Origin of the sequence: Methylobacterium sp. GC_Met_3 (genome assembly GCF_026540775.1) — a bacterium.
Taxonomy (GTDB): domain Bacteria; phylum Pseudomonadota; class Alphaproteobacteria; order Rhizobiales; family Beijerinckiaceae; genus Methylobacterium.
Genome location: NZ_JALNUL010000015.1, coordinates 40542 through 55715, shown reverse-complemented (window position 1 = coordinate 55715; position 15174 = coordinate 40542). Strand labels below are relative to the sequence as shown.

Below are 15174 nucleotides of genomic sequence, written 5' to 3'. Positions count from 1 at the left end.
CGATCAGCGCCGCAGCCCCCGTTCCGTCTCCGGGCCGGCCTCGGGCCGGTCCGCCTCGCCGAGGACCTCAATGGCGTCGGCCCCGACCTCCAGGGTCGGACCGCGCCAGATCTCCAGGATGCCGCGTACCTGCACGGTTCGGCCTTCGAGCGAGGCCGCACTCAAACCACGGGCACGCACCATTCGCCAAGTGCGTTTCGATACCGTCACCGTGAGCGCGTCCGCGCCCCGGGCCCCGAAATCGAGATAGGTCCGGGCGCCGCGCTCGCCGACATGGTGCAGCCGGCCCTCCACCACGACGAAGCGCCCGGCGAACGCGCGGAGCGCCGGGCCGTCGGTTGCCGCCGGGAGCGGCTCCCGCCACAGGCCGCGGCGTTTTGCCTGCGCGGCGGCCTCGACCAGACGCAGGGACGGGCGGCACAGCGAATCGGCCTCGTTCGCGTCGGCGAAGGCGAGACCTTCGCCGATCAAGCCACCCGCGAGATCCGTGTCGCCCTCCGCGACTTGGATGTCGGCCCGCTCCCGGCCCCAGCGATCGGGCTGCCCGCGGGGCGTCACCGTAAGTCCGGTACCCCGCCGCGCCTCGAGCCAGCCCCGCGCCGCAGCGGCGGGTTCCGGGGCGTCCGGCCAGCGCAGGGAGTCGAGCACCGCACGGGCCCCCGAGGCGAGGCGGATCTCGCCCCGGAGCCCGATGCCCTCCAACACCTCGGCGCGCGCCGGTCCCGTCATGCAATCCGCCTCACCGCCCCGCGGTGCGCCCCGCACGGAGGTCACCGTCGCCCACGCCGCCAGCAGCGCGGCCCCGATCCGCTTCGCCGCGCCCACCGTACCGCGCATCCGACACCCCGGGACATCATGCGCCGTGAAGCGCGCCTGTCCACCCGGGCGCGGTTGGCCTGCGGCGGGGGAAATGCTATGGAGCCCGCGGTTGTCTCCGTAGCTCAGCTGGACAGAGCACAGGTTTCCTAGACAGGTTCAATTGGGCGTCGCATCGGGAAACCGCGCGGCGGATCCGCTCAAAGTCGGGGAAAGCTTCCGGCGCCGGCGTCTTACCGTCCGGTACCCTGCCAATCCCGAGCCAAGCCCGCCCGGCGCACCCGCGCCTCGCGGGAAGGTGTAGAGACTAGACGGGCGGCACCTAAAGGCCGGGCGCGAGTCCGGTCCAGGGTGAAGGGATAGTCCAGACCACGAACGCGGCTCCCGGGGCGCGGCGGCGAAAGCCGAAGTGGTATGAAACCTGGGGTCGCAGGTTCGAGCCCTGCCGGGGACGCCATTCTTTCAGGTCCAGGGTGCCGCACAGCCAGATGGTGCGGCCGGATCGTTCACCTTGTCGATCGCCCACCGGTGACAAGTTCGCCGGCGCGCGCTAAGCTTTGCCGCCAGGAATCGTGGCAAGGGGGTGGGCGAGCTTCTTCATGGCGGGTCAGAAAACCGATCAGCGCGACGTCTATGTCGGGCAGCGCATCGCTGAGCAGCGGCGGAAGGCATCCCTCACGCAGCGCCGCGTCGCGCAAAGCTTCGGTATGTCTGCCGCCCAGCTCCAGAAGTACGAGAAGGGCACGAACCGGATCAGCGCCGTCCATCTCGACATCTTCTCCCGGATGACCGGCGTGCCGATGGACTATTTCTTCAAGGGCATGCCGCGGACCGATGACTTCGTCGCCCCCGGATTCGGCGAGCGCGAGCAGGCATCCCTGTCCGACAGCGGGCTGAAGGGGTTGGCCGAGGTCGTGGGTCGCCACATCATCGAGAATTGCTCCGAGGAGACCCGCCGCGACGTCGCCGACGCGATTCGGGCCCTGGAGAACAAGCTCGGCAACTAGAACGGTGCTCCGAAAAGGCGGCATCGGCTTTGGAGAAAAGCTGAGCCGGAGCGATAACTGATAGCATCGTGCCGATTGCGATTCTCGACACGATGAACTCGGTATTCAGCGCCGGCCGTTTTTCCACTCACATCGTCCGTTATAGCGGATCCGTTCGGCAATCCGTCTTGACCGGACTCGGGTCGGGTGCGAGAACCCGGACCCAAATTAGGGTCAAGCGCCGCGATCGCGCAGGCGTGCTCTGCAGCCGAGGCCGTCCATGCCGCGTTCCAACTACCTGTTCACCAGTGAGTCCGTCTCCGAGGGGCATCCGGACAAGGTCTGCGACAGGATCTCGGACACCGTGGTCGACGCCTACCTGACGGCGATGCCGGAAGCGCGGCTTGGGGTTGAGACGCTGGCCACCACCAACCGCATCGTCATCGCCGGTGAGGTGCGTGGGCCGGACTCGGTCACCTTCAAGGATCTCGAAGCCCTGACCCGCGAGGCGGTGAAGGATATCGGCTACGAGCAGGCCGGCTTCCACTGGAAGAACAACGACGTCGCCATCCACCTGCACGCCCAGTCGGCCGACATCGCCCAGGGCGTGGACGCCGCCGGCAACAAGGACGAGGGCGCGGGCGACCAGGGCATCATGTTCGGCTACGCCGCCGACGAGACGCCCGAGCTGATGCCGGCCCCGATCTTCTACGCCCACCGGATCCTCAAAGACCTCGCCGACGCCCGCCGGGCCAAGCAGGGCGATGCCGCCAAGCTCGGCCCCGACGCCAAGAGCCAGGTCACGGTCCGCTACGAGAACGGCCGCCCGGTCGAGGTGACCCAGATCGTGCTCTCGACCCAGCACCTCGACGAGTCCTTGGACTCGGCGGACGTGCGCGCCATCGTGGAGCCCTACATCCGCAAGGCCCTGCCGGAGGGCTGGGTCAACGAGAGCACTGCCTGGCACGTGAACCCGACCGGCAAGTTCGTGATCGGCGGTCCGGACGGCGATGCTGGCCTCACCGGCCGCAAGATCATCGTGGACACCTACGGCGGCGCTGCGCCCCACGGCGGCGGTGCCTTCTCGGGCAAGGATCCGACCAAGGTGGACCGCTCGGCGGCCTACGCGGCTCGCTACCTCGCCAAGAACGTCGTGGCCGCCGGGCTCGCCCGCCGCGCGACGATCCAGCTTGCCTACGCGATCGGCGTGTCGAAGCCGCTCTCGATCTATGTCGACCTGCACGGCACCGGGAACGTGGACGAGGCCAAGCTCGAAGGCGTGCTGATGGACGCCCTGGACCTCTCGCCCCGCGGTATCCGCACGGCGCTCGGCCTCAACAAGCCGATCTACGCGCGCACCGCGGCCTACGGCCATTTCGGCCGCGCGCCGGAGGCCGATGGCGGCTTCTCCTGGGAGCGGACCGACCTCGCCGACAAGCTGAAGTCCGCGCTGGCCTGAGCCTCGCGCAGTCCGGTTTCAAAAGGTCGAGACCTTTTGCGGGTGCCGGGCTAAAGCCCTGCTGTTGGGCTGCGCCCAACGTCGGGCTCTGCCCTGACGACCCGCCAAAGGGCTCGCGCCCTTTGGAAACCCTTCACTCTTGCGCTGAACCGGCCGAAACCAAGTCGTTGCCATGTCTGAGATGAGCCAGCGACCCGGCCAGCCGGCCGAGGAGCCGGAGCGTGCCTTCTTCGGCCGGCGCAAGGGCAAGCGCCTGCGCGGCGAGCAGGAGCGGCGGCTCGCCGATCTGTTGCCCAAGCTGCGCGTAAGCCTGCCGCCGGACGACCGGCTCCTCGATCCGCGCACGCTCTTCCCCGCCCCACCCGAAGCGGTTTGGCTCGAGATCGGCTTCGGGGGCGGAGAGCACCTCGCCGCGCAGGCCGCGGCCCAGCCCGAGATCGGCTTCATCGGGGCCGAGCCCTTCGTCAACGGCGTTGTGAAGCTGCTCGCCGCGATCGAGGCGCGGTCCTTACGCAACATCCGCATCCGTGACGAAGACGTGACCGCTCTGCTGGCGCGCCTGCCGGATGCCTGCCTGGACCGGGTCTACCTGCTCTATCCCGATCCGTGGCCGAAGCGGCGCCAGCGCAAGCGCCGCTTCGTCTCGGACGCCTCGCTCGCGGAGATCGGCCGGGTCCTCAAGGATGGTGGCCTGTTCCGCTTCGCCAGCGACATCGACGACTATGCCGGCTGGACTCTGGTGCGAGCCGCGCGCTGCCCGGTGCTGACTTGGACGGCGCGGGCGGCGTCGGACTGGACGAAAGCCTTCCCGGACTGGCCCGGCACCCGCTACGAGGCCAAGGCGCTGGCGGCCGGACGGCGGCCGACTTACCTCGAGTTCGCCCGTCTCCCGCGCGGCTCCGAAACCTCAGCCTAACGCGCGCCCGGCTTCCCCTTCGGCTGCCCGGGCTCTAAGCCCGCAGGGATGGGGCACCGCAATTCCAGGGGACCACCTTGCCACGGCCACGCTCGGGCGGCATCCTGATTCGGTCGCGACGGGCGGGGGGCCAGCTCAAGCGGGAGCGCGCTGGGGCGCGTTCGAGGATTCGTCCAAGTGAGTGAGCGGGTGGCTCAGGGCCCGGCGGTGGACGACCCGTATCGCACCGGCTTCGAGGAGGCCGCGATCGGCCTCCTCGTGCTGGCGGCGGACGAGAGCGTGATCGCCGCCGCCAACCGGACCCTGCATGATCTGATCGGATGGGACCCGGGCACGCTGCCCGGCCGGGCGGTGGCCGACGTGCTCGGCGGAGGCCCAGGAGACCGTCAGAACGGCCTCCAGGCCGGCCTTCAGGTCTGGCGGCGGACGGATGGCAGCCCCCTCGACGTGCGGGTAAGCCGGGCCGGCCGCACCCTCGTGGTTGAAGCCGTGGACGTGGATGTGGCCGCCCATTCCGAGGCGAACAGCGAGGCGCTTTCCGCCGCGGGCCTCGGCGAATGGCGCTGGGACCGGGCCACGGGTCTCCTCACCCTGTCTCGGCGCGCGGCACGGATCCTGGGCCGACCGCCGGGCCGCTCCGTTTCGTGGGAGGACATGAAGACCAGCCTGTCTGAGGCCGAACTCGCGCGCCTCAGCGCGCTCATCGCCGAGGCGCGCGCGACCGGTTCGCCCTATCAGTTCGACACGCCCATCACGGTGGCCGGGCGGACGGTGATCCTGCGCGTCCGGGGACAGGCGGTGCTTGGCTCCGACGGCGAGCCCGCCAGCATGGTCGGCGTGATCCAGGACATCACCACCCGGGTCGAGGCCCGGGACGAGATCCTGTCCCGCGACCAGCGCCTGCGGGTCGCGACCACGATCGCGAAGCTCGGGATCTTCGAGTGGCACATGCTCGAGGACCAGGCGATCTGGGAGAACGAGCACATGTACGAGATCTTCGGGCACGCGCCCGAAGACGGCACCATCGGCAAGGCCGAGTTCCTGAACGACATCCTCCACCCGGAGGACCGCCCGGCCGTGCGCAAGGCGATCTCGCGGGCGCTGCGTGAGGATGGGATCCTGCAGATCGGCGGCCGCATCCGGCGCAAATCGGACGGCGCATGGCGCACGATCGACATGGCTGGACGATTCGAGCGCGATGCCCCCGGCCGCTTGCCGCGCCGCCTGATCGGCGTGGTCGCGGACGTGACCGACCGGCGCCTCGCCGAGGAGCGCCAGAGCCTGCTGATCCGCGAGCTGCACCACCGGGTGAAGAACACGCTCGCCACCGTCCAGGCGATCGTGGGTTCCACCGCGCGGACGGCGTCGAGCATCGAGAGCTTCTACGAGGCCTTCGTCGGGCGCATCAAATCGTTGGCCCACACGCACTCGGTGCTCACCGAGGACACGTGGCAGATGGCCTCGCTGGAGAACCTCCTGCTCAACGAGCTGAAGCCCTACGCGGAGGTGACCGCGGACGGCGGCGCGGAGGGCCGGATCAGCCTGTCGGGGCCGGCCATCGACCTGCCCTCCGAGATCGCGGTGCCGATCGGGATGGCGATCCACGAACTCACCACCAACGCCGCCAAGTACGGGGCGCTCTCGAACCGAACCGGGCGGGTCGCGGTGGATTGGACCCTGGAGCCCGGCGGACCGGCCGGCATCCTGCGCTTCTCGTGGCGGGAGACCGGCGGGCCGCCGGTGGCGCCGCCGAGCCGCCAGGGTTTTGGCTCGCGGCTGCTCCAGAGGGTCCTGATCGCGCAGGTCCAGGCTGAGGTGACGACCGACTACGCCCCCGACGGCTTCGCCCTCACCATGCGGGCCCCGATCCCGCCGCGCAACGACAGCCTCAACCCGCTGGTGTGATCCACCCGAAACGGGCGCTCAGGCCGCGCCCCGTGAGCCGGATTCGCCGCCGCCGTCCACGAAGGCCTTCAACTCGTCGAGGGACGCGAAGGTGAACCGGCCCTGCGGCGTCTCCGCCTCGATCGAGCCGTTCTCGAACATCACGTAGGTGTTGCCGCCCGAGGCGTAGCGCCCAACCACGGTGCGTGTGTCCGGCTTCGGGGCTGATGGCTGCGGCTCCGGCTCGGGGGTCAGATGCGCAGGCGGCCCCGCCCCCGGTCCAAGGAAGGATTCGGGCGCGGCGAACAGATCATCCTCGGGGGCGATCACGCCTGCCGGCTGCACCCCCACGGACTGCACCGCCTCGGATCGGGGCGTCTCCGGCTGGGACGGAGGGATCGGCCCCCGCGGGACGATGGGCGGCACAGGGGTGTACAGGGTCGGCTCGGCCCGGACCGGTTTCGGTAGATCGGCCGGCACAGGTGAAGCCGCCTCAGGCCGGAGATCCAGGTTCGGCTCGATCCGAGGGCGCTCGGGATCGAAGGGCGGCTCGACCACCGACGGCACGATGAAGGCTGGGGCCGCGGGTAGGATCGGCAGCCGAGCCCGGGCCTCGTCGGCGGTGTTCGGCACCGCGCCGGGCGAGGATAGGGTCGTGGCAAGGGGCGCAGCTTCGGGCGAGACTTGCCGCGGCCCCGATGTCGGAACCTGTTCGATCGCCCGCGCGACGCGCCGGAAGCTGACAGCGAGCACGCCGAGGCCCAGCAGGACCGCCCCCGAAGAGGCCGCCACCGAGCCCGCGATCACCATCGCGAGCCCGCTCTCCAGCCGTACATACGGGAAGCCCTGGATCACGGCGGCGCAGCCCCCGATGATCATGGCGGCGGCGAGCGCGAACAGCGCAGCGATCATGAGACTCTCTGGCACGTGCCGGCTCCCGCCGGCCCTAAAGACGTAGCGCACAGTAAGGCCTGGCCGGGATATTGCAAAACCGGACGGCGAGATCACCCGGGATAGCGCACGCCGCCGGTTGGCTGCAGGTGGGCCCAAGCGGCCAAGCGGCTTCCGTTTCTGGGAGTTCCCACGTGGCCGGCCCGGAACGGCGTTGCCGTCCTGCGGCGCCCGACTTACCTAGCTGTCTCTCGACTCGGGAGCCCCCGCCGGGACGAGGCTGCCCTTTGCCCATGTTCTTTGCCAAGCGGAGACAGACGCGATGACTTTCACCCTGCCGGAACTGCCCTACGCGTATGATGCGCTCGGGCCGTACATGTCGAAGGAAACGCTCGAGTTTCACCACGACAAGCACCACAAGGCCTATGTCGATACGGGCAACAAGCTGCTCGAGGGCACCGATCTCCAGGGCAAGAGTGTCGAGGAGATCGTCAAGGCCGCCTACAACACCAATCAGCCGCTCTTCAACAACGCCGGCCAGCACTACAACCACATCCACTTCTGGCAGTGGATGAAGCCGAACGGCGGCGGGGCGATCCCCGGCACGCTCGCCAAGAAGATCGATGAGGATCTCGGCGGTGCGGAGAAGTTCAAGGCGGACTTCATCCAGGCGGGCATCGGCCAGTTCGGCTCGGGCTGGGCGTGGCTGGCCGTCAAGGACGGCAAGCTCGCCATCATGAAGACGCCCAACGGCGAGAACCCGCTGGTCCACGGCGCCAAGCCGATCCTCGGCGTCGACGTGTGGGAGCACTCCTACTACATCGACTACCGCAACCGCCGGCCCGATTACCTCAAGGCGTTCATCGAGAACCTCGTGAACTGGGAGCACGTCGAGAAGATGTACGCCGAGGCAACCGCCTGAGGCGTCCAGCCGGTGTCGCGGGCCTTGTGTCCGCGGCACCCTTGAGGTGGCCGATGAAACCGGCTCTTGATGCGCGCATCATCGGATGACCCGGTGTTGAAGGGTCCGGCCATTCCTCTGCAATCAATATCCGTGATGATTGAACAGCGCTCCTTCACGCTTCTGCGGGGGGAGGGGAGCCGCGCAGCGTTGCGCCCGAACCCATGATCCGCTCCATCCTCTCCGTCGGCGGCTGGACCCTGGTCTCGCGCGTCACCGGCTTCGCCCGGGACGTGGTGATGGCCGCCGTGATGGGCGCCGGGCCCATGGCCGACGCGTTCGTGGTGGCGTTCCGGCTGCCGAACCATTTCCGCGCGATCTTCGGCGAGGGCGCGTTCAACACCGCCTTCGTGCCGGCCTATGCCGGGCTCGCGGAGGCCGGTGCCCCGGGCGACGCGCACCGCTTCGCCGACCGCGTCTTCACGCTGATGCTGATCGTGCAGCTCGTGCTGCTCAACCTTGCGCTTCCGGCGATGCCGTGGGTGGTCCACGCCCTGGCGCCGGGCTTCGCCGAGGATGGCGAGCGTTTCCAGCTCGCGGTGGCGCTGACCCGGATCACCTTCCCGTACCTGCTGTTCATGACGCTGGTGACGCTGCTGTCGGGCATCCTCAATGCCCACCGGCACTTCGCCGTGGCGGCCGGCGCCCCGGTCCTGCTCAACCTCGCCATGCTGGCGGCCCTGTCCGTCAGCTTCCTGTTCCCGAACGCGGCCTACGCGGCCGCCTGGGGTGTGGCCGTCTCGGGCGTGCTCCAGTTCGGCCTGCTCTGGTGGGGCTGCCGGCGGGTGCGGGTGATGCCGGACCTCGCCGTGCCGCGGGCCGACCCGGCCTTGAAACGCTTCTTTGCAGTGCTGGGGCCGGCGGTGATCGGCTCCGCCGGGTTCCAGATCGCGGCCTTCGCCGACACGATCATCGCGAGCTGGCTGCCGACCGGCGCGGTCTCGGCGCTCTACTATGCCGACCGGCTCTACCAGCTCCCGTTCGGGGTCATCGCGATCGCAGCCGGCACGGTGCTGCTGCCCGAGATGAGCCGGCGCATCGCCGCAGGGGACGTCGCCGGCGCGCATGCGGCGCAGAACCGGGCGGCGGGCTTCTCCCTGGCGCTGTCGGCGCCGTTCACGGTAGCCTTCCTGACCATCCCGGGCCTGATCATGGCGGCCCTGTTCCAACGCGGCGCCTTCAGCGCGGAAGATGCCGCCCGGGCCGCCTCGGTGCTGGCGGCCTACGGCTTCGCGCTGCCGGCCGTGGTGCTGGTGCGCAGCGCGACGGCGAGCTTCTATGCCCGCCAGGACACCAAGACCCCGCTCTGGGCCTCGCTCACGGCGATCGGGGTGAACGTCGCCCTCAAGCTCTGGCTCACCGGTCCCTATGGTGTGACCGGCCTGGCGCTTGCCACAGCGGTCGCCCAGTGGGTGAACCTGATCCTGCTGCTCGTCCTGGCCAAACGCCGGAACTGGACGGCACCGGGGCGCACCCTCGGGCTCACCGTCGCGGGGGTCGTGCTCGCCTGCCTCGGCCTCGCGGTGGTGGCCGTCTACGGCCAGGGCCTCGCCCAGGCGCTGGTTCCCGCCCTGACGCACGGGCGCGAACTCGCCATCCTGGCACTGCTCGGGCTCGCCGGCGCGGTGGTCTATGGCAGCCTGCTGGCGGGTTTGCTGCACCTGTTCGGCCTGCGCCTGCGCCGGGCGTGAGAAAAAGGTCGGGCTCGCCGCGGCGCGGGTCCGGCCCCAGATCGGGCGTTAGCACCCAGAGAGGATCGCCATGACCGACGCATCAGGACCGCTCGCGGGCGTGAAGGCCGCTGTCTTCGACGCCTACGGCACGCTGTTCGACGTCAACGCCGCGGTCCAGCGCTACGCAGGGGCGGTGGGGCCGGACGCCGACCACCTGTCCGAGGTCTGGCGCACCAAGCAGCTCGAATACAGCTGGACCCTGGCGCTGATGGGCCGCTACGCCGCCTTTTGGGATCTGACCGTGCGCGCCCTCGACTACGCGCTGGCGGTCCACCCGAACGTCGATCCGGGCCTGCGGGAGCGGCTGCTCGACGCCTACCGCGACCTCGAGGCCTATCCGGAGGTGCCGGGCGTGCTGGCGGCCCTGCGCAAGCGTGGCATCCGCACCGCGATCCTGACCAACGGCAACGCCGCTATGGTCGACCGCGCCGTAGCCTCGGCGGGGTTGGCCGATCACCTCGACGCCGTACTGTCGGTGGACGACGCGCAGGTGTTCAAAACCCACCCCGACGCCTACCGGAGCGCCCTGACCCGGCTCGCAGTCGGGGCGGGGGATGTGCTGTTCTGCTCCTCGAACCGGTGGGATGTGGCGGGGGCGACCGCCTTCGGGTTCCGCACCGCCTGGGTGAACCGCAAGGGGCTGCCGGAGGAATACGCCGACCTCGCCCCGATGACGGTGGTGGAGAGCCTCGACGGACTACTCTGACCCCGCCGGCGGCGTGCCGGGTTATCTGGCACGCAATCCGATCGCGCGGCTTCGGGGATTTTTAATCCTCCCGGTGTTGGATCATCCCCAACACGAACGGGAGATGTTGCGCGTGTCCTTCAACGGTTCCTTCACGATGATTCGCGCCGGGGCCGCCGCCCTTGCGACGACCCTGGTGCTCGGGGCCGTCGCCCCGGCCACCGCCCGCGACCAGACCGGCGCCATCGTCGGCGGCCTTGCGGCTGGCGTGGTCGGCGGCGTCGTGGGCAGCGCCCTCATCAACGGTGCCAACAACCCGCCTCCGCCCCCGCCGCCGGAGTACCGTCCGCGCCGTGTCCTGGTCGAGGAGCCCGAGCCCGTCGTGATCCGCGAGCGCCGCGGCCCGATCTGCCACTATGAGCGCCGCAAGGAGTGGCTCGGCGACGGCGAGTTCACCTACCGCCGCGTCGAGGTTTGCGAGTAATTCTTTTCGCCGAGCTGGTGTCCAGTTCGGCGAAGGGCCCTCTAACGCTTCACCCCTTGGACGGGCCGCACCAGCCGGGGAGGTATCCGGCCTCCTTGGACTTGGCCAACGCCATGGCCTTCTCCAGGGCGTCGGAGAAGTCGTTCTCTACGCGCTTCTCCTTGATGCTGCGCCGGAGGAAGTCCGCCCATAGGAACTCGCTGAACGGTGTCGTGTCCTTGGCGAAGCCGCCGGCGCGGCGTAATTCGCCCGCGAGGCTGCGGAACGGATCGTCCGCCAGAGCGGCGATCGCCTTTGGAAGATCGTTGAAATCCCGGCGCACGCCCTCGGCGTCGTACGTGTAGACCCACGACTTGTGGTCGCACACCGTCCAGAACGCATCTTTCTCAAGGTGGTGCAGATCGGCGATCACCGTCACCAGCACGTCCTTGACGCCCTCTTCGAGCAGGGCGCGGGAGAGGTGGTGATGATCGACGACATAGTGGCGCTTCTTGGGGCCCAGCACCGTCGGGATCTGATGCGCGCCAAGGAATTCACGCTTCTTCTCGCCGTCATAGGCGCGCCATCGGCGGCGCTTCTCCGCCACCTCCCGGTAGCCCACGGTCATCTGGGTCGGCCGCAGCTCCGCGATCGGGACGGGCTTGAGCAGCGGTTCGCGTATGGTCATTGGGTCGCAAGTCCTGCGTGGTTCTGTCGCGCGGATGTCACAACGCACGGCAGGCCGGAAGGTCAATCCGGTGGGCGGTCACGTTTGCAGGATCGTGGGCCGGCGCACGGCCTCCAGCACGAACACCCGGATCGCCGAGGACAGGTTCTGGCCGCCACGCCCGGCATCGATGGTGCCGATCAACGCCTGGACCGACTGGCCCCGCGCCTCCGCGACCTCGCGCAAGGCTACCCAGAACGGATCCTCCAGGGACACGCTGGTGCGGTGACCCGCGATCATCACGGAGTGCTTGGTGAGGCCCGCGCTCACGCAGAGGCGGCCGCGCAGGTATAGGACCGGACCCTCATTCCGCCGGATCGGACCCGCCCCGTTCGAGGCGATGGCCCTCGTGGCGCTCGGTCTCCAGGGCCTTGCGCCGCTGCTGCAGGGTCTTGGCCTTCTTCGGCTGCCCGAACGCGATCCGGTTCGATTCGGCCTTGGCATCGTCGGCCGCGCGGGCCTTCACCTTACGGACCTGACGCAGGTTGATGATCTCGGCCATGCATCGCCTCCCGATGGTGGCGACCGGCGCGTGACATCCGCGCCGGCCGAGTCGCAAATTTAGTCGGCGCTGGGGGCCAGCATGGTCTCCGGCCGGACCACGCGCTCGAACTCTTCCTCCGTCACGTACCCGAGGCGCAGCGCTTCCTGCTTGAGGGTGGTGCCGTTCTTGTGTGCGGTCTTGGCGATCTCGGCGGCCTTGTCGTAGCCGATCGAGGGGGCGAGCGCCGTCACCAGCATGAGCGAGCGACTCATCAGGTCGGCGATCTTGTCCTCGTTGGCCTTGATGCCGACCACGCAATTGTCGGTGAAGCTGATCGCCGCGTCGGCGAGCAGGCGGATCGACTGCAGCACCGCGTTGGCGATCACCGGCTTGAATACGTTGAGCTCGAAATTGCCCTGGGAGCCGGCGAAGCTCACCGTGGTGCCGTTGCCGATCACCTGGGCGCAGACCATGGTCAGCGCCTCGCACTGGGTCGGGTTGACCTTGCCGGGCATGATCGAGGAGCCGGGCTCGTTCTCCGGCAGCGACAGCTCGCCGAGGCCCGAGCGCGGCCCTGAGCCGAGGAAGCGGATGTCCTGGGCGATCTTGAACAGGCCGGCGGCCAGCGCGGCCAGCGCGCCCTGCGTGAACACGAGGGCGTCGTGGGTGGCCAGCGCCTCGAACTTGTTGTCGGCCGAGGTGAAGGGCAGGCCGGTCAGCTCCGCGACCTTGGCGGCGAAGCGCTCGGCGAATTCCGGATGGGCGTTGAGCCCGGTGCCGACCGCGGTGCCGCCCTGGGCGAGCGCCAGAACCCCCGGAAGGGTCGCGGCGACCCGCGAGCCGCCCAGCGCGACCTGGGCGGCGTAGCCCGAGAATTCCTGGCCGAGGGAGACCGGGGTCGCGTCCTGCAGGTGCGTGCGGCCGATCTTGACGATCGATTCGAACGCCTTCGCCTTGGCGTCGAGCGCCCCGTGCAAGTGCGAGAGCGCCGGCAGCAGGCGGCCCTGGATCTCGCGGGCCACGGCGATGTGCATGGCGGTCGGGAAGGTGTCGTTCGAGGACTGGCCGCGGTTGCAATGATCGTTCGGGTGGACCGGCGACTTGCCGCCGCGCTGGCCGCCCAGGCGCTCGTTGGCGAGGCTGGCGATCACCTCGTTGGCGTTCATGTTGGACTGGGTGCCCGAGCCGGTCTGGTAGATGACGAGCGGGAATTCGTCGTCGTAGCGGCCCTCCACCACCTCGGCGGCCGAGGCCGCGATGGCGTCGGCGAGCCTCGGGTCGAGGGCGCCGAGATCCTTGTTCACCAGGGCGGCGGCCTGCTTCACGAGGCCGAGCGCGTGCACCAGCGGCGCCGGCATCCGGTCGGTACCGATCTTGAAGTTCTGGATCGAGCGCTGGGTCTGCGCGCCCCAGTAGCGATGCGCCGGGACCTCGATCGGACCGAACGTATCCGACTCGGTGCGGGTGGCGGTCTCGGTGGGCGACATCGTGGCCTCTACGTCTGGTGCAGTGCGGTGCCTACTTAAAGGAGGCGCGGCTGAATCGCGATGCCGGTTTGTGCCGGCGCACCGACAAGGGCGGGGCTCTGTACCCGCCGGAAGGAGCCGATGAGCGCAACGATCGACCTGCCCGAACCCGCCACCCGGTTCCGTCCCACCGTGCCGCCTCCGCTCAAGGAGCCGCTCGGCCTGTTCGCGTTCCTGCGGGCGGCGCGGAAGAACCCGATCACCACTTGGATGGACGCGCATTTCAAGCTGCCGGTGGTGGCGGCCGAGGGTGCGATGGGCCGGATCACCCTGGTGAGCGACCCGGCGCTGATTCGGTACGTGCTGATCGAGAACGCCGAGAATTACCGCAAGGACGATCTCCAGCGCCGGGTTCTCGCCCCCGGGCTCGGCAACGGCCTGCTCAGCGCCGAGGGCGACGAGTGGCGGCTTCAGCGCCGGACGCTGGCGCCGATCTTCAACGCCCGCACCGTCCAGGGCTTTTCTGACGCGATGAACGCAGCCGGCGCGCGCCTCGGCCGGCGCCTCGCCCGCCGGGCCGGTAAGCCGGTCGACGTCGCCCTGGAGATGACCCGCGTCACGTTGGACGTGCTGGAGCGGACGATCTTCACGCATGGCCTGCCGAGCGATCCGGACGCGCTGGGCCGTGCCATCACGCGCTTTCTGGAAGCGGTGGGGCCGATCGACCCGCTCGACGTATTCGGCGTGCCCGATTTCGTGCCGCGGATCGGCCGGCTGCGGGCGCGCCCGGCGGGGCGCTTCTTCGCCGAGGTGGTCGACGAGCTGATCGCCCGGCGCAAGGCGCTGATGGCGCAGGATGAGGCGCCACGGGATCTGCTGACGCTGCTGCTGGCCGCGCAGGATCCCGAGACCGGCAACGGCCTCTCGGATCTCGCGGTGAAGGCCAACATCGTCACCTTCATCGCCGCCGGCCACGAGACCACCGCCAACTCCCTGACCTGGACGCTCTACTGCCTGTCGCAGGATCCAGACGCCCAGGCGCGGATCGAGGCCGAGGTCGACGCTGCCGGGCCGGGGGACTTCTCGGTGGAGCGGCTGCCCTACACGCGGGCGGTGATCGAGGAGGCGATGCGCCTGTTCCCGCCGGTGCCGTTCCTCAGCCGGCAGGCGGTGCGGGACGACCGGTTCGGCCGGATCAAGGTGCCGCGGGGCTCGCTGGTGATGGTTGCCCCTTGGGTGCTTCACCGCCACCAGTTGCTCTGGAACGACCCGGAGGCCTTCGTGCCGGAGCGGTTCCTCCCTGAGAATCGCGACAGCATCGCACGCTTCACCTACCTGCCGTTCGGGGCAGGGCCGCGGGTCTGCATCGGGCAGAGTTTTTCCGTTCAGGAGGCGGTGATCCTGCTGGCGCACATCGTGCGGGCGGTGCGGTTCCACCTCCCGGCCGATCACCCGCCGGTTACGCCGCTCCATCGGGTGACGCTGCGGCCGGAGCATGGGCTGCGCATGGAGGCCGAGGGACGGGGCTAATCGCCCCGCCGTGCCTCAAGCTGACGGGTTTTACGGTCGTAAAGCCGCGATGCAATGAAGACACCGCCGAGGCCGAGGGCGGACATCCCAAGGGCCAGCGCAAGAATCTGGTTGGCATAAGCTTGGGTCATGCGATCATTCCTCCTGCCGCAGGAACCTGATCATGATTTGAC

At 69.4% G+C, this 15174-nt stretch carries 16 protein-coding genes; 9 read left to right on the top strand and 7 right to left on the bottom strand.

The annotated features are described in order from the left end of the window. Positions 1-3: 3 nt before the first annotated feature. Entirely contained in the window at positions 4-837 is an 834-nt protein-coding gene (locus OXS27_RS18195; RefSeq protein WP_267358066.1) for a thermonuclease family protein, read from the bottom strand. Between the two features lie 578 nt (positions 838-1415). On the opposite strand from OXS27_RS18195, the gene OXS27_RS18190 reads away from it, so the two are divergent. The 4 genes from OXS27_RS18190 to OXS27_RS18175 all read left to right on the top strand — a co-directional run bounded on the left by OXS27_RS18190 (position 1416) and on the right by OXS27_RS18175 (position 6082). Beyond that, positions 1416-1823 carry a helix-turn-helix transcriptional regulator gene (locus tag OXS27_RS18190; protein ID WP_267358064.1) on the top strand — a complete coding sequence of 136 codons (408 nt, stop codon included), beginning with the start codon at positions 1416-1418 and terminating at the stop codon, positions 1821-1823. A 259-nt stretch (positions 1824-2082) separates the two neighbouring features. Then, on the top strand, positions 2083-3261 hold the full coding sequence (gene metK, locus OXS27_RS18185) for a methionine adenosyltransferase (protein ID WP_243921977.1): 1179 nt from the start codon (positions 2083-2085) through the stop codon (positions 3259-3261). Between the two features lie 172 nt (positions 3262-3433). Beyond that, positions 3434-4177, top strand: a complete 744-nt coding sequence (locus tag OXS27_RS18180; protein WP_267358061.1) for a tRNA (guanosine(46)-N(7))-methyltransferase TrmB — start codon at positions 3434-3436, stop codon at positions 4175-4177. Positions 4178-4354: 177 nt separating this feature from the next. Continuing rightward, the gene (locus OXS27_RS18175; RefSeq protein ID WP_243921981.1) at positions 4355-6082 is read left to right on the top strand and encodes an HWE histidine kinase domain-containing protein; all 1728 of its coding nucleotides are present in this window, start codon (positions 4355-4357) and stop codon (positions 6080-6082) included. Between the two features lie 18 nt (positions 6083-6100). On the opposite strand, the gene OXS27_RS18170 is transcribed toward OXS27_RS18175, so the two are convergent. Further along, the gene (locus OXS27_RS18170) at positions 6101-6988 is read right to left on the bottom strand and encodes a hypothetical protein (protein ID WP_346732997.1); all 888 of its coding nucleotides are present in this window, start codon (positions 6986-6988) and stop codon (positions 6101-6103) included. Between the two features lie 286 nt (positions 6989-7274). Here OXS27_RS18170 and OXS27_RS18165 point away from each other — a divergent pair, with 286 nt between their 5' ends. The 4 genes from OXS27_RS18165 to OXS27_RS18150 all read left to right on the top strand — a co-directional run bounded on the left by OXS27_RS18165 (position 7275) and on the right by OXS27_RS18150 (position 10815). Next, positions 7275-7874: a superoxide dismutase gene (locus OXS27_RS18165; protein WP_243921982.1), complete on the top strand. Its 600-nt coding sequence runs from the start codon at positions 7275-7277 to the stop codon at positions 7872-7874. A 203-nt stretch (positions 7875-8077) separates the two neighbouring features. Then, positions 8078-9604 carry a murein biosynthesis integral membrane protein MurJ gene (murJ, locus tag OXS27_RS18160; RefSeq protein WP_267358058.1) on the top strand — a complete coding sequence of 509 codons (1527 nt, stop codon included), beginning with the start codon at positions 8078-8080 and terminating at the stop codon, positions 9602-9604. A gap of 70 nt (positions 9605-9674) precedes the next feature. Further along, entirely contained in the window at positions 9675-10352 is a 678-nt protein-coding gene (locus OXS27_RS18155; protein ID WP_267358056.1) for a haloacid dehalogenase type II, read from the top strand. A gap of 136 nt (positions 10353-10488) precedes the next feature. Further along, entirely contained in the window at positions 10489-10815 is a 327-nt protein-coding gene (locus OXS27_RS18150) for a hypothetical protein (protein ID WP_243922211.1), read from the top strand. A 49-nt stretch (positions 10816-10864) separates the two neighbouring features. Here OXS27_RS18150 and OXS27_RS18145 read toward each other — a convergent pair whose 3' ends face one another. The 4 genes from OXS27_RS18145 to fumC form a co-directional block, all read right to left on the bottom strand. Continuing rightward, on the bottom strand, positions 10865-11482 hold the full coding sequence (locus tag OXS27_RS18145; protein ID WP_267358054.1) for a ParB-like protein: 618 nt from the start codon (positions 11480-11482) through the stop codon (positions 10865-10867). A gap of 78 nt (positions 11483-11560) precedes the next feature. After that, a complete protein-coding gene (locus tag OXS27_RS18140; protein WP_243921990.1) occupies positions 11561-11791 on the bottom strand; it encodes a ribbon-helix-helix domain-containing protein in 231 nt (76 codons plus the stop codon). Between the two features lie 34 nt (positions 11792-11825). Next, positions 11826-12023: a DUF4169 family protein gene (locus OXS27_RS18135; RefSeq protein WP_267358051.1), complete on the bottom strand. Its 198-nt coding sequence runs from the start codon at positions 12021-12023 to the stop codon at positions 11826-11828. 59 nt (positions 12024-12082) lie between these two features. Then, complete coding sequence (gene fumC / locus OXS27_RS18130) at positions 12083-13492, bottom strand: class II fumarate hydratase (RefSeq protein WP_267358049.1); 1410 nt, start codon at positions 13490-13492, stop codon at positions 12083-12085. A gap of 120 nt (positions 13493-13612) precedes the next feature. On the opposite strand from fumC, the gene OXS27_RS18125 reads away from it, so the two are divergent. Further along, a complete protein-coding gene (locus OXS27_RS18125; RefSeq protein ID WP_267358047.1) occupies positions 13613-15001 on the top strand; it encodes a cytochrome P450 in 1389 nt (462 codons plus the stop codon). Here OXS27_RS18125 and OXS27_RS18120 read toward each other — a convergent pair. Further along, a complete protein-coding gene (locus tag OXS27_RS18120) occupies positions 14998-15132 on the bottom strand; it encodes a hypothetical protein (protein WP_267358045.1) in 135 nt (44 codons plus the stop codon). The genes OXS27_RS18125 and OXS27_RS18120 overlap by 4 nt on opposite strands. Between the last annotated feature and the right edge of the window lie 42 nt (positions 15133-15174).

Coding starts and splice junctions, on each gene's coding strand:
- OXS27_RS18165 (WP_243921982.1), top strand. CDS start 7,275: ATGACTTTCACCCTGCCGGAACTGCCCTACGCGTATGATGCGCTCGGG.
- OXS27_RS18195 (WP_267358066.1), bottom strand. CDS start 837: ATGCGCGGTACGGTGGGCGCGGCGAAGCGGATCGGGGCCGCGCTGCTG.
- OXS27_RS18180 (WP_267358061.1), top strand. CDS start 3,434: ATGTCTGAGATGAGCCAGCGACCCGGCCAGCCGGCCGAGGAGCCGGAG.
- OXS27_RS18155 (WP_267358056.1), top strand. CDS start 9,675: ATGACCGACGCATCAGGACCGCTCGCGGGCGTGAAGGCCGCTGTCTTC.
- OXS27_RS18150 (WP_243922211.1), top strand. CDS start 10,489: ATGATTCGCGCCGGGGCCGCCGCCCTTGCGACGACCCTGGTGCTCGGG.
- OXS27_RS18120 (WP_267358045.1), bottom strand. CDS start 15,132: ATGACCCAAGCTTATGCCAACCAGATTCTTGCGCTGGCCCTTGGGATG.
- OXS27_RS18145 (WP_267358054.1), bottom strand. CDS start 11,482: ATGACCATACGCGAACCGCTGCTCAAGCCCGTCCCGATCGCGGAGCTG.
- metK (WP_243921977.1), top strand. CDS start 2,083: ATGCCGCGTTCCAACTACCTGTTCACCAGTGAGTCCGTCTCCGAGGGG.
- fumC (WP_267358049.1), bottom strand. CDS start 13,492: ATGTCGCCCACCGAGACCGCCACCCGCACCGAGTCGGATACGTTCGGT.
- murJ (WP_267358058.1), top strand. CDS start 8,078: ATGATCCGCTCCATCCTCTCCGTCGGCGGCTGGACCCTGGTCTCGCGC.
- OXS27_RS18135 (WP_267358051.1), bottom strand. CDS start 12,023: ATGGCCGAGATCATCAACCTGCGTCAGGTCCGTAAGGTGAAGGCCCGC.
- OXS27_RS18190 (WP_267358064.1), top strand. CDS start 1,416: ATGGCGGGTCAGAAAACCGATCAGCGCGACGTCTATGTCGGGCAGCGC.
- OXS27_RS18125 (WP_267358047.1), top strand. CDS start 13,613: ATGAGCGCAACGATCGACCTGCCCGAACCCGCCACCCGGTTCCGTCCC.